The following is a 13214-nucleotide window of genomic DNA, read 5'->3' as shown; positions in this document are numbered from 1 at the left end:
ACAGCCAGCCCGCAGCACCTGTCGCAGGATGCCATCCCTACGGGGCCCGTCGGCCGGCCGGAGTGGTCGGCCCGGGGCACGCCCGGACCGGCGAACGACGTCCCGCGCGGAGCACCTTGCCCGCAGCCCGAACAGGGAAAGGCGGCCGGGACACACCCGACACGGAGCCCCGCAGCCGCGGACCGACACCGCCACGGCAGCCGCGGCAGCGCCGCAGGGGCAGCACACGCGAAGCACACCCGGGCCGCGGCACCGCACAACGACCCAGGGGGCCAGCGCAGAGCCGGACGCCGGGCGGAGCATCACCGCGCTGTGCCTGCGTTCGACCGGATCATCTGCCCCGGTCCCGTGCTGGCGCGGTGGTCTGTCGTGAGGGGACAGTGGGCGTTGTGGCGTTGCTGTTATTGATCATTTTGAGTGGTGTGATCACCGTCTTCGTTCTGACCGGGTACGGGTGCAGCATCTTGTCGTGGCACGGCCGCACACCAGCCGACGCGGGCGTGCGACTGCGCGGTCTGGCTTGCCTGGTCGGCGCTGCGGCGATCACCGTGTACGTGTGGGGCGCCCTGCATGTCGCCGGCGCGGTTGTGGAGGCGGAGGACGGCGGTACGGGCTCGGTTCCGTTCCCGACGTGCGTCGAGGCGGGAGGGAAGGACGCGGCGGCGCAGGTGGATGGGTACCGCATCGGATATTTGCCTGTGCGCTTCGTGTGCGCCATTGACGGTGGCGGTTACACCGCCGCTGTCCCGGGCTACGTCAACCCCGTGGCGCTCGGGCTGGCGGCGGCCGCGTTCCTGCTTTCCGTCCTGGCGTGGCAGCACCGCGATCCAGCCGCCACCGGGCGATGAGCGGCAGCAGCACCGCCCGGGTTTCCCGGTCACTGTGCGCGGATGGGGCGGGGCTCCCCCGACCGTGCCGGGACGCGGCCGCGGCGCAGGCACCCGGCCTCGCCCGGGCAGCGCAGGTCGGGTCGGCACAGGTCGGGCCTAACTCCGGCGGGCAGCGGCAGCCGCTCGGGCGCGGAACACCCGGCTGACGGCCGCGCCGCGAGGGCCGCCGGAACGCACTCGACGCGGGGCCCTGCGTCCGCAGCGGCCCCGCAGGACGGCACGCGCGGAGGGGCACCCCGCGCACGGGGCCCGGCACGGAGGTAAGGGCCGAGCGCAGCCCTTCCGGGGCCACCACCTGACACCACGGCCCGGGGGGCGCAGCAGCGCGGGACGCCGGCTGAAGGACCTGCTCGCCACCATCACCCACTGATCACCACCCGCTGGCACCGCCGATCGGCGGCCACGGGAACCGACGCCCGCCGATCCTGCCCACGCGTGCCCGTGTCCGCTTCGCGGACGAGTGCGGTCCAGGACGCAGCCGCCAGCCACCGAAAGTTGACAAGCCGGGCCCGCCATTCCCTCCAGCACGGCGCCCACCGCGGCCAGCTCCCTCTTCACGCGATATTTCGTACCGAAGGCCGTGAGGTGCGGCCAGTCGGAGTTCGAGAACAGGCACTGACCTTGTCTTTTAACGGGCCTGGTCGGACCGGCACATCCGCGTTCGGCCCCGCTGCTCGGCATTTTGGTGCCCGTCGTGGTGGCCGAGGCGTGCAAGGCCCCGGACAGCGGGTCCCGGGCGTAGCCGCAGCGCGTGCACCGGGTGTCGCCAGCGGCCGGTGTCGACAGCGGTGTCGCCGGAGAACTCCACCACCGCGGCGGGCTCCACGCACTGGAAGGCCAGGGGCTCGCGGCTGCCCCACCGGCCGGTGATCCGCATCCCGCACCAGGGGTGGGAAGGCCCGGCCGGGGCAAGCACGCGGGCGACATCGCCGGCGACGGTGTCGGTGAGCGGGGTGGTGCGGGCGACCAGGCGCAGCAGGCCGACGGTGTCCCAGCGGCCCAGGAGCAGGGTGGTGGGGTGGGTGGGGTGGCCGGTTATGGCGCCGATGAGAGCTTCGGTGGTGTGTCGGGAACGGATCTTCAGCCAACCGCGGCGGCGGGCTGGTAGGTCTGCGCGGCGCCCTTGGCGACCACGCCCTCGACGCCCACCGCCGCCCACTGCTCGATCCACTCCCGCGCCCGGACAGGGTCAGCGTCGGCGAGGGACAGCGCCCACTGCGCGGCCAGGCCGCGGGAGGCGAACAACTCTCCCAAGGCGGCGCGGCGCCGCCGGTAGGGCGAGCGCAGCAGCACGGCGCCCTGGTGCTCGAGGAGGTCGAAGGCGAAAGCGCGCGAGTTCGCGGATTCTCGCCCTGCTTGAGGAGGGAACTGGTGCGTAATCAGCCGTTCCAGGCTGCTTGCGCGGCGGGTTCGTGAGGGATGGAGCCACTGCAGCCCGGTGTCAATGATGCTGGGTACCGCGCTGCAGAGAGGTTGGTCAGACGCAGGCGATGAGCGCGTAGCGTTCGTCGGTGACCGGGCCGCCCCACAGATCGGGGTCGTTGCTGAGGTCCTCAACTCGCAGGTCAGCGACGAGCGGGCGTACGGCGGCGGTGAGGTCTTCGGCGGTGATGCCGCCGTACCATGGCAGGGTTTCGGCGCCTGCGACGTAGGGGACGCCGCTCTGTCCGGCTTCGCGCCAGCGTCCTTCGACCAGAATCAGCACGCCGCCGGGGCGGAGACGAGCGGTCCACTGGCGAAGGGCTGCCTGTGGGTCGCGCAGGGTCCACACCACGTGCCGCGAGAGCAGGACGTCGTACCGCTCGTCGCCCGTGGGCGGATTGGCGGCGTCGCCGACGAGGAACCGGCCCTTCAATCCGGCCGCCCGCAGCTTCGCCTGGGCCCGTTCGACCATCTTCGGCGCGAGGTCGACGTCGGTGACCTGGTGGCCGACTTCGGCGACGAGCTTGGACAGGGAGCCGGTGCCGCAGCCCACGTCCAGCACGCTCGCTGGGTTGGCCGGCAGCCAGGAGGACAGGCGGGCGGCCCAGGCGGCGCGGGTGGGTGTGGCGGTGAGTCCGTGGTCGGGTTCTTCGTCGAAGGTGTCGGCGGCGGCGTCCCAGTAGGCCGTGATAGCGGCGGAGTTCGTCATCCGGTGATCCTCTCAGGGGCCACCGACAGCGAGCCGGGCCGCGCGCGCCGGGCGCGCGGTGTGGTCAACTCGCGTGGGAGGGCTGGCATGCCACGGTCAGCGGATGGCGGGCAGTGCCTTGTCGGAGTGGACGGCCGCGAACGTCGAGGTGCTCCTCGCGGCGCCCGAGGACCGGCAGACAGCGGCGGCGTGGGAGGAAGCATACCGGATCCCGTTCACCGTGCTCACCGGCCACAGCGACGCCCCCACGCAAGGGTCGGCCTGAGCCGGGGACTGTTCGGAGCGGTACGGCAGTCCGGCAGTGTCCTCATCGACTCCGGGGGCATCGTCGCCCACGCCCACGGCGCCACCTTGCCCACGGGCGGTCTGGACAGGAAGGGCATCACCGCGACCCTCGTCTCCCTCCACACCGGGGTGAAGGCCGAGCAACAGCAGTGACCGCACCGAGCGAGAGGAGTGACCGCACCATCCGGGGCGAGTTCGGGCCGGCCCGAACCCTCGCCGGGAGGGCAGGCCGGGGAAGGACCCCGAGCAGGCCACGCGGCGCAGGTCGCTCGGGGTCCTTCCCCCGAGCGGGCCGCGCGGCGCAGGTCGCCGCGTCGGACCCGGACCGGCGGCCGGCCCGGCTGGCCCATCGACTGGCAGCGGCACTACGCCATGCTGCGGCAGTGCCTGGACGGCGGGGCCGCTGTGGCGGAGATGCTGCCGACAGTGACGGTAAACGGCGTCGACGTCGGGCGGTGGCTGGAACAAGGGACGAGGGGACGGGCGGCCCGGCCGGTGGGCGGTGGGCGGTGGGCCGAGAGCGGAGTGAGCAGCGGCGGGGAGCGGCAGCCGACGGTGTGGACCAAGCTCCAGTCCGGCCAGCGCGAGGGACTGGAGAAGCCCGGCACCCAACCCGCCGCCCGGGAGCAGGCCCGCGGCGCCGCGGACGGGACGGCGACGAGCGCCGCCAAGGCCGCACCGGCGGCACCGACACCCTTCCAGCGGGGCGTGGAGGCGCTGCGACGGTCCGGGACCGAAAAGGGACACGTACACGTCCCCCACGGACACGTAGAGGCACGGGCAGCCGACGGGGACCGGGGCGGAGGTGGACAGGAAGGCGGCGGTGCGGCTCGGGGGGTGGTGCAGCGACATGCGCACCCGGCGTGAACGCCTCACCCGGGAGCAGTTCGACGTCCTGGACCAACTGGGCCTCTTCGACTGAGAGGCGGGAGACGAGCGCGGGCGGCCCGGCCCGGGGCCGGCGCAAAGTGGGCTTCCTCCCCTGGAGGGCTGGCCGCAGTGCCGGTTGAGGGCTCGCTGCATCGCTTCGTTCGTTGACTCCCGGTTGCTGTGGGGTGGACACGGCCAGGTGGCCGTGCGTGGGCGGTCGTGTCCGGCGCGCGGCCAGGGCGTTGTGCCGGTTGTGGGCCTGGAAGAGGTGCTGGCGCGGATCGAGGCCGGTGTCGAGCGGCGGGGCCGGGTCCTGGCCGAGGTCGATCAGTTGGGGGCAGCTTCAGCGCCGGTGGGTGCAGGGGCAGTGCGACGGTCGTCGGCTGGCAGACCTGTTCGGGCAGGCCCCGGCGCACCGGGGGAAGTCGTCCTGGAGCGGCTCGAAGGGCTGCGTCGGCAGGTTCACCGGCTTTCGCCGCAGGTCGCGGAGTGCTTGTCCGCAGCCGCGCAGACGCACGAGCACGAGCACGAACCCGTCGCCGCTGTGCCCGCGCCGACCCGCACGGCGGTGCAGGCGCAGACAGTGAAGGGGGAGGTGCAGGGGCCGTCCGCGTCGGCGGTCACCGTTCCGGCCTCGGCCGGAGCGGCCCCCGGCGGGGTGACGGTGCCGCCGGGAGCGGGTGCCCGCGCACCACCACCCTGCGCACCCCGGCGGTGATACGGGAGGAGGCCGGGGACCAGGCGAGCGCTGAGGCCCTGCTCCGGCAAGCTGCCGACCGCGGCGACACCTGCGCAGCGGTGGCCGACTGCGCCTGGCGCGAGAAGCTGCTATCGCCACAGCCGGCGGGTGGCGGGTAGCGGCCGCCCGCCATGTCCGCAGCGCTCGCCCCTCGCCCCTCGCGCCGGGGCGCAAGGGACATCACGAGGCGCCGGGCCACGCGCAGGAAGCGGCTGTGGGGCACCTCGCTTGCTTCTGCGCATGGAGCGGCCCGGCAGTGCGGGCCGTCAGGTTGTCGTGGGCCAGCTCTTCAGGACGGCTGCGATCTTGGCGGCGGTGCAGGCTCGGTCGCGCAGCAGGTCGCGCAGGGCGACGGCGTCGTCGCGGGTGGGCTTGACGGTGATGCCGCAGGCCTCGAGGTACATCACTCCGGTGGCGGCCGCGACGGCCAGGTTGGAGCGTTCCAGCCAGCGGCAGCGGCCCAGGACGTGGACCAGGGCGGCCGCGCGGGCGTAGGGGCCGTCGTACACGGGCCGGCCCAGGAGCTCGGCCCGGTGGCCCGCGACGGCGGCCACCGGCAGACCATAGTCGTCGGGTGCGGGGTCGCCCGTCCCGGCGATCTCGGCGACCTGCAGGATCCAGGGGACGTCGATGTGCGGGTCACTCACGCGGCGTGCGCCCCCGCAGAGCCGTGGTCGGCTTCCTCGGCCTCGTCGAAGACGCCCTGGTGCTCGTCCAGGAAGCGGCGGGCCGCCTCCAGGGCGCGCTCCCGCAGGCCGCTGACGTCGTCCAGCACCAGCCGGGCCAGGTAGTCCCCGATTGGGACCTGGAGCTCCTTCGCGCGTGCCCTGGCCAGCTCCACGATCTCGTCGTCGACCCGGGCACCGATCTGTGTCTTACCCATACCCCCGATGGTAACAGGTGTTACCGGGGCGCAGGGGGCGCGTACGGGTGCGCCGCCGCGCCGACTGGCCACCCGCCAGCATGATCGTTTCCACCGATAACATGCTGAAGCTTCGAGGTAGGCGGACGCACCCGGCGCCCTCGGCGGATGGCTGGCCAGCAAGGCAGCACGAGCACGTACGCACGTGCCTGTAACTGATCCGCCTACGCACTGGCGGCCAGCCATCGTGGCAATTGAGGTCAGCGTCGGCGGATGGGCCCAGGGATCGCTGCTTGTTATGCAGATCTCTCCCCCTTAGCCGCGATCTCCCAGGCAGCGCATAACGAAGTCCCTCTGCCGCTCAGAGGGCCGAAAGTACACGAACCTCTTCGCCGCCATGACTTGGACCTTGTTCACCCTCAGCAGGAGCTCTTCGCGGACAGTCTCCATGGCGGGACTTTCCCCCAACGCCACCATATAACGGGGCCCGAGAGGCATAAGTAGTGTGTGTGCGTCGCCGAGCGCCATCCCGTATTCCCACCCGCTCTCGCGGAAAGCGACAGTCATAGCAGGCGTCTTACCTTTCAAGTCGTGGGCTTGATCTGGTCATTCGTAAGATCGGAGGGCCCAGGGGCTTCGGGTATGGCTGTCATGTAGGTGCCGTTCGACGGCTTGAGACACATGGCCGCCCGGAGCCCCGCGACGACTCGACCGCCAATTGGGAGACGCGACGCTGATCGCTGGTGTAAGACCACGTCGGCGAGGTCGTCTGCGGGATCGGTGAACGACGATGAAGCGGCGGAGGTGACCCGTGCCCCAGATCTGGGCCGGGCTGGACATCGGCAAGACGCACCATCACGCGGTGGTGATCGACGCGGAAGGCAAGCGGCTGCTGTCCCGCCGCGTCAAGAACGACGAGACCGAGCTGCTGACGCTGATCGGGGACGTCCTGGAGATATCGGGCGACGTGCTGTGGGCCATCGACCTCAACCGGGGCGGTGCCGCACTGCTGATCGGCCTCCTGCTCAATCACGACCAGCCCGTCGCCTACCTCACCGGGTTCGCCGTCCACCGCGCCTCGGGCACCTACCGGGGCGAGGGGAAGACGGACGCGAAGGACGCCTTCGTCATCGCTGACCAGGCCCGCGTCCGCCGCGACCTCGGTCTGTTGCGGCCCGGTGACGAGATCGCCGTTGACCTGCGCATTCTCACGTCCAGGCGACTGGACGTGGTCTTCGACCGCACCCGCCAGATCAACCGCCTGCGGGCCCAGCTGCTGGAGCTCTTCCCAGCCCTGGAGCGGTCGCTGGACCTCACCAACCATGGACCGGTGATGCTGCTGACCGGGTACCAGACCCCAGCCGTCATCCGCCGTGCAGGCGCCAAGCGCATCGAGACGTGGCTGAAGAACCGCAAGATCCGCGGCGCCGCCGCACTCGCCAAGACGGCCGTGGAGGCCGCCGAGGCCCAGCACACAGCCCTGCCCGGCGAGAGGCTGGCCGCGGCGATGGTCATTCGGCTCGCGAAGGGGGTGATGGCCCTTGATGAGGAGATCGCCGAGCTCGACGCCCTCATCGAGGCGCGGTTTCGCGAGCATCCACACGCTGAAGTAATCATCAGCATGCCCGGCATGGGCCCTCGCCTTGCTGCCGAGTTCATCGCCGCCACCGGTGGCGACATGGCTTGCTTCGGCACCGCAGACCGCCTGGCCGGCTTCGCCAGCCTGGCTCCACAACCCCGCGACTCCGGCCGCATCAGCGGCAACCTGCGCCGACCTCGCCGCTACCACCGAGGGCTGCTGCGGAGCATGTACCTGGCTGCCCAGGTGAGTTTGCGGTGCTGTCCGGCATCGCGTGCGTTCTACGACCGCAAGAGGAGCGAGGGCAAGGCGCACAAGCAAGCGGTGCTGGCCCTCGCACGTCGAAGGTTGAACGTCTTGTGGGCCATGCTCCGTGACGGGGCGTGCTACCAAGCCACACCACCTGTCACGGCAGCGGCTTGACTTCAACATTGGGATGTGTCTCCGATCAGGAACTCTCCCGTGGCCGCCCTTAGTATTTCCGGCTCGGCACCATTTGTTCGATCCACTTACGGACCTTGTGGAAGCCTTCCTCGATATGCACGCGGAAGAGCGCTCCGCTCTCGTAGGCTCGGACGGTGGGTGCCGTGAGCTGGTCGAAGCGAGCAGCTAGGCCATCCGGCCCGGTTATATCGAGACCGAACTCCTGAAGGGACGCCAGCCGCAGTAGCATCTGGCCCCCGCCGGTTTCGAGGAGTTGACGCCTGTGCTGCTGATAGGTCGTCTTGTATATATCCGTGAACTTGTCCGCATAGTGGTGGGATCTGACGAAATGAAGAGCGAGGAAGTCCTTGAGCGTTACCATCTTCGCAGGGTCGTTCAGCGTATCGCCTCTTTCTATGCTCTCGAATACGTCGCGCATCGCGCTTTCCGTCCTGCCCCACAGCTCCTCCAGGGAGGCGGAGGCGTAGCGCACGAAGTCTTCGATGAACGCCACGGAACTGGGCGGTTTCAGCTTGTGGCGCCTTTCCGGGTGATCGAGGTCGAATGGGTAGAGTCGGTTGCCTTGTGGGCCGGGCGCGGTGAATCTGTGCAGAAGGACTTGGGACACGAGGTGTTGGCGTGTTCTTCGGTCGTGGGCGTGCGGTGCAACGGCGCCGATGCTCAGCAGGGTGTCGGCGGGGAGGTCGTCGTTGTTGTTCGGTTGCATTGCGCCAGGGTGACAGGGGTGCAGATTTCGCGACAGCGGATTCGGCGGTTCCCTATTCAGGTTGCGAAGTTGTCCGGCTCCGGTGCTGGGGAGCGGCTTCGGCAATACCGAAGGCCTGCACGAGCTCGTCTGCCAGCAGGGAGGCGGCGTTCGTCGAACCAGATGAGGTCTCGGCGAGGTCGTCTAGGAGCGCCGCGGCCTCGCTGTCGGCGTGGGCGCAGGTCTGGGTGCTTCGGGCCAGCCGCCTGCCGGTTCCAGCGCTGAACGTGTCGATGCGCAGGGGCAGCATGGGGGTGCATGTTGGGTTTGGGTGGGCCTTGCGGGTGGGAGTGGGGAGCGTCGACGACGGCAGCCTTGAGGATCGCGGTGCTGGTGGCTCCGGTGCGGTCGCGGGCATGTCCGCCCAGGACGTGCAGTGCGGATCGCAGGGACCACACCAGCGTGTCGAGTTCTACCCAGTGGAACTGCTTGTTGTCGTCGGTGTCCACACGAGGTGGCAGGCGCAGGGCGAGGGATCCGGTTCCGTCGCGGTGCAGGTGGCCCTGAGCGTAGACGAGACCGTGCGGCTGGCCGCCGGATGCGATGAGTCGTCGCGAGCCTATGTGCACGTCGGTGAAGAGGGGCTCCGCGTCGGCGAGCATGGTGGTGTTGCGCAGCTCTTCCCGGTGCCGGTCGAAGGTGTCGCGGTTGATGGTCATCTCTCCGGGGACTTCCGGGGTGAGCGAGACGATCAGGTGCGGCGCGTTGCTGGGCGGCAGGGCGGCGAGGAGCTCGCGCTCGGCCGTGGCCAGGCGCTGGATGCGGTCGGCGGCCGCGGTGAAGCGGCGCAGGTAGGCGGTGGCGACGTCGGTCTCGGTGAGCCAGTCGGTCTTGGAGGCGGCGCGGCGCGGGTACAGCAGTACCTCTTTGGTCTTCTTCGTCAGCGGTGCGGTGATCGCGTGCGGGGCATGGGGGCTGCGCGGGACGGCGATCAGCAGGAACCCGCGTCCCTGCGCCTGGGGGTCCGGGTTGGGCACCGCGCGCATCGCGAAGCGGACGACGGGCGCGGTGTAGCGGGCGACGACCTGGTGCAGGTGGCGCTGGTGTGCGTCGGAGACGTCGGCGTCCATCGCCTTGGAGGGCACGCCGCGCACGTCGGCCATGCCGATGACCAGTACGCCGCCGATGTGGTTGGCGAACGCGGCCACGTCCTTGGCGAACTCCGCCTTCTGCTCCTGGGTGGCCGTCGGCGCCTCCTGCTTGTAGTCCAGGTCCTCCGCCTCGGCCGCTTCCACTTTGCCGATCAGCGCGGCCAGATCGCCGTAGGAGACGCTGTCGAGCGGGCTGCCGAAGAGCGCCTCCAGGCGCCGTGAGCGATAGAGCATGCGGGGGACGGTAGCTCAAACGCCTCTTCCAGCACCGGTCGAAGCAGACAGCTCGCCCAGCTAGGAAGATCCCCTGTTTTTGTCGTTCTGGTGGAAGTGGGCGACATCCGACCGCCAGGATGCAGGCGTGAGTGACTTCTGGGAAGCAGCGGGCGCGATCGCGACGACGGCAGCTACGGGTGTGGCCCTGTGGCTGGCCGTGCACGAGGTGAGGATGCGGCGGAAGGACGAGGCCGACAGAGCGGCAGCCCAGGCGCGCTTGGTGGTGCCGGCCATTGAGGGGACACGGGGAGAGGTGTTCAACCACAGCTCCGAACCGCTGCTTGAGCTGAGGATCATCAGGGCCGATGCCGACGTCGATGGGCAACCGGTCGCGGTCCGCTGGTCCGAGGACGGCCAGCGCGTCTTCCGCAACGTAGCGGCCGGTGAACAACGGCACTGCGAGCTGCGGGTACAGAGCTGGGGCTCGCTGCTCGACCCAGAGCACGGCCTTGAGACAGGCATCGACATAGGGATCGCTCCCTTCAATGCGACCCATCACAGGCTGACCATCCACTACCTGGACGCGGCCGGTCTGTGGTGGCAGCGCGTCGGGCTCCAGCCGCCCGAGCGGATCCTCGGAGACCCCGCCCAGCCCGCCGCCAACCCCGAGTAGGCCGACGGTTCGACAGCGCGACGGCGGAGGCAGGGACGAGACGCGCGGCGACACGGCGGGAACACCGCATGCCCCACACCCGCCTCGCTCGCGACCCGCCGCCCGTGCTCGCACGCTCCCCCTACGACGTACCCCATGTCCACCGGCTCGCTCCGGACGTCACCCCCTCTGCGCGCCAACAGGCTGGAGCCAGTGCCCCGGCCCGGCAGGGTTCGCGCTCCCGGCTCCCGGGCCGCGTGCTACCACCGCGCGGCTCGCCGCCACTCACCCCGGATTCGGGCCATCCCGGGTCGTCGGCGCTGCGGGTGCGGGACCATCTGAGGGTGAGCACCGAGACGGCCGCGGCCCGCCCTACGAGCAGGCGCAGCGCGACAGCATCACGGATGCGGGCCGCTGCTCGGTGCGGTGGGGGGTGTGTCCGGAGCACGGGCCCACGCTGTGCTCACCCGGCGGGCGCACCTGGTGTGTGGACCCGCAGTGCCCGCGCACGTGGGGCTACGACCGGGTCACCGCCCGGTGCCGGAAGCGGGCCATCCACACCGTCCTGGTCTACACAGGCGATCTGCGGCCCGTCATCGACGGCTTCTACGTGGTCTGCGAAGGGCACGCCATCGGCGCCGAGGCCTGCGTGGACGTGCGGGTGATCCTCGGCACCTGACGCCGAGCGCGGCCCGCCGCGGGTGCGACCTGCCGCGCACCGCGAGCAGCGTGGAACGCCTCCAGCAGCACCGCGTGGCTGTGTGCTGGTGACACGGGCAGGCAGTCAACCGCACCGAGCAGCGCTAACCCGATTCGTCATCCGAGGTGTAGCCATCGGTGCCCACAGCTACTACCGCGACTTCTGCCTCCGGTGGTAGCGAGAAATAACCACTGACTGTTCCACTGGATCGCTTGCGGCGGGCTTTCACCTGGTCAACGTAAGCGACCAGGGGCAGACTTCGATACTTCTTGGCCTCGTACGCATCTTTCACTTCCCCCTTGTAGACGACCGGCACTCTTATGCACTTATTATCCTTGTCCTTTTCCCAGCCCAGCCCGGGTTCGACTTCGAAAAAGTTCGTGGCCCACAACAGGCACCCCATCCCTATTTCATCCCAGTTGACTATGTCCCAGCCGTCGAGAGAGGACAGCGGACAGGTCAGCTTGACTGTCTTCTTGAGGCAGTAAAGATCCTCAGCCTCGCGATCCGTCATACCCCAGAAAGGGGCATAGACAGTGGGGAGTCGAACGGTCAGTAGATCAGGGTAGCTTTTTTTTAGCACATCATCTACTATCTTCTCTATCTCGCCGCGCGTGGGAGTCTTTCCGTTCTCTCCCGGGTCTCCCTTGGCGCCTTTCTCGCCGGGGTCGCCCTTGGCTCCCTTCTCGCCGGTATCCCCCTTCAGCCCCTTCTCGCCGGGGTCACCCTTTGTGCCCTTCTCGCCAGGGTCGCCTTTCGCGCCCTTCTCGCCGGGATCTCCCTTCAGCCCCTTCTCACCAGGATCCCCCTTCGCGCCCTTCTCCCCGGGATCGCCTTTGTCTCCCTTATCGCCGGTATCCCCCTTCAGCCCTTTCTCTCCGGGGTCCCCCTTCGCGCCTTTTTCGCCCGGGTCCCCCTTCGCGCCCTTCTCCCCCGGGTCGCCCTTAGCCCCTTTCTCGCCGGGGTCCCCCTTGTCTCCCTTGGGAACGGGGTTCTCCTTGAAGTATTCTTTGACGGCCTTCTTGATCTTCTCGTACATGTCATCCGCACCCGACACCACGGTGACACTGCCGTAGTAGGTGTACCTCGTCCCCTTGCTCGCTACACAGTCCACCTCGACTCGCGACCTTCCGAGCCGACCGCCGATCGGAACCTCACCAGACCACTCCCCGGGTGCGATTTTCTTCAGCTTGTACCCGGCATCGGGATCCTGGAATGCCTGCGACTTCACCGTCACCGATTTATCGAAGGCAGGGTCCACGCCATTCGTAGAGACTATCGCCTTCTTATTGGCGACAGCAGGCGAAGGATCCCAGTTCAGAGTGATGGTGTCGGTTTCTACGATCGTGACCATGGTGATACTCCCCGGATCGGGACCGGCTAGGATGATGTCGTTGAGGCAGCCACGGCTTAGCAGCGGCCGGCGCGTGACTGGCCTGCGCCGATAGCAGCGCCTCCATCCAGCGGAACGCCATGTGCAGGAATCTGCAACTCGGCACCCCAGCAGCCCTCAGGCAGATCTCCGGGAGGCGGCTGCAGCCACGCGACAGCTGTGCAACCGCCAGTACGCCGCAGCCTCCGCGGCATGCGCCCCCGGGCACTCCGGTGCCGTGCGCGAGAGAACCAGCCCGGTCACGACGACGGGGCACAGCCGACTACCCGCCAGGAACAGCACACGTGCCCGCACAGGTGCGCGGCAGCCGGCTGCTGGACGTCCTCCTCCCGGCCGCCGACGTCCTGGACCAGCCCCCCTCGTCGCCGGCGCCCGCCAGCTCCATCGCGGCGGCCTGCCGGCAGCGGACTGCCGAGACGTGCGTGCGCGCCCTCGGGCTGCGCTGCACCGCCCACTGGGGTGCCGTCGCGGTCAGTCCAGGTCGGCGGAGGCCAGGCTGACCCCGAGCGCGATGCGCCCGGCTGGGCCGGTCGGTGCTCCGTCGCCGACCCGTCCGGCCCCCTGCACGGTAGGTGGACAGGTCCCCCGGCAGGCAGGCTCCCGTGCAGGCATGCCCG

Annotated in this window: 13 protein-coding genes; 6 read left to right on the top strand and 7 right to left on the bottom strand. The window is 69.7% G+C overall.

Annotated features, from left to right (window positions below; all coding sequences use genetic code 11):
• Positions 1–389: 389 nt before the first annotated feature.
• Positions 390–848 carry a hypothetical protein gene (locus tag ACYVO2_RS31255; protein ID WP_461011431.1) on the top strand — a complete coding sequence of 153 codons (459 nt, stop codon included), beginning with the start codon at positions 390–392 and terminating at the stop codon, positions 846–848.
• Positions 849–1970: 1122 nt separating this feature from the next.
• On the opposite strand, the gene ACYVO2_RS31250 is transcribed toward ACYVO2_RS31255, so the two are convergent.
• On the bottom strand, positions 1971–2447 hold the full coding sequence (locus tag ACYVO2_RS31250; protein ID WP_461011430.1) for an ATP-dependent DNA ligase: 477 nt from the start codon (positions 2445–2447) through the stop codon (positions 1971–1973).
• Positions 2368–3021 (bottom strand): class I SAM-dependent methyltransferase, encoded by a 654-nt coding sequence (locus ACYVO2_RS31245; RefSeq protein ID WP_461011429.1) that lies wholly within the window; start codon positions 3019–3021, stop codon positions 2368–2370. Before ACYVO2_RS31245 ends, ACYVO2_RS31250 begins: the two co-directional genes overlap by 80 nt.
• Before the next feature lie 103 nt (positions 3022–3124).
• Here ACYVO2_RS31245 and ACYVO2_RS31240 point away from each other — a divergent pair, with 103 nt between their 5' ends.
• Positions 3125–3286: a hypothetical protein gene (locus ACYVO2_RS31240; protein ID WP_461011428.1), complete on the top strand. Its 162-nt coding sequence runs from the start codon at positions 3125–3127 to the stop codon at positions 3284–3286.
• 1895 nt (positions 3287–5181) lie between these two features.
• On the opposite strand, the gene ACYVO2_RS31235 is transcribed toward ACYVO2_RS31240, so the two are convergent.
• Positions 5182–5562 (bottom strand): fic family toxin-antitoxin system, toxin component, encoded by a 381-nt coding sequence (locus ACYVO2_RS31235; protein WP_461011427.1) that lies wholly within the window; start codon positions 5560–5562, stop codon positions 5182–5184.
• Positions 5559–5798 carry a hypothetical protein gene (locus ACYVO2_RS31230; RefSeq protein WP_461011426.1) on the bottom strand — a complete coding sequence of 80 codons (240 nt, stop codon included), beginning with the start codon at positions 5796–5798 and terminating at the stop codon, positions 5559–5561. The genes ACYVO2_RS31235 and ACYVO2_RS31230 overlap by 4 nt, the downstream gene beginning before the upstream one ends.
• Positions 5799–6588: 790 nt before the next feature.
• On the opposite strand from ACYVO2_RS31230, the gene ACYVO2_RS31225 reads away from it, so the two are divergent.
• Complete coding sequence (locus ACYVO2_RS31225; protein ID WP_461011425.1) at positions 6589–7779, top strand: IS110 family RNA-guided transposase; 1191 nt, start codon at positions 6589–6591, stop codon at positions 7777–7779.
• Between the two features lie 49 nt (positions 7780–7828).
• On the opposite strand, the gene ACYVO2_RS31220 is transcribed toward ACYVO2_RS31225, so the two are convergent.
• Both ACYVO2_RS31220 and ACYVO2_RS31215 read right to left on the bottom strand, forming a co-directional pair.
• A complete protein-coding gene (locus ACYVO2_RS31220) occupies positions 7829–8506 on the bottom strand; it encodes a DUF4238 domain-containing protein (RefSeq protein WP_461011424.1) in 678 nt (225 codons plus the stop codon).
• A gap of 56 nt (positions 8507–8562) precedes the next feature.
• Complete coding sequence (locus ACYVO2_RS31215) at positions 8563–9870, bottom strand: AlbA family DNA-binding domain-containing protein (protein ID WP_461011423.1); 1308 nt, start codon at positions 9868–9870, stop codon at positions 8563–8565.
• Between the two features lie 127 nt (positions 9871–9997).
• Here ACYVO2_RS31215 and ACYVO2_RS31210 point away from each other — a divergent pair, with 127 nt between their 5' ends.
• Complete coding sequence (locus ACYVO2_RS31210) at positions 9998–10525, top strand: hypothetical protein (protein ID WP_461011422.1); 528 nt, start codon at positions 9998–10000, stop codon at positions 10523–10525.
• A 466-nt stretch (positions 10526–10991) separates the two neighbouring features.
• Positions 10992–11183, top strand: a complete 192-nt coding sequence (locus ACYVO2_RS31205) for a hypothetical protein (protein ID WP_461011421.1) — start codon at positions 10992–10994, stop codon at positions 11181–11183.
• Between the two features lie 124 nt (positions 11184–11307).
• Here the strand turns inward: ACYVO2_RS31205 and ACYVO2_RS31200 are convergent, their stop codons facing one another.
• Positions 11308–12558 carry a collagen-like triple helix repeat-containing protein gene (locus tag ACYVO2_RS31200; RefSeq protein ID WP_461011420.1) on the bottom strand — a complete coding sequence of 417 codons (1251 nt, stop codon included), beginning with the start codon at positions 12556–12558 and terminating at the stop codon, positions 11308–11310.
• Positions 12559–12881: 323 nt separating this feature from the next.
• Here ACYVO2_RS31200 and ACYVO2_RS31195 point away from each other — a divergent pair, with 323 nt between their 5' ends.
• Complete coding sequence (locus tag ACYVO2_RS31195) at positions 12882–13097, top strand: hypothetical protein (protein ID WP_461011419.1); 216 nt, start codon at positions 12882–12884, stop codon at positions 13095–13097.
• Positions 13098–13214: the final 117 nt, after the last annotated feature.

The sequence above is a fragment of the Streptomyces capparidis genome (genome assembly GCF_054782095.1).
This window is presented reverse-complemented; position numbering and strand designations above follow the sequence as displayed.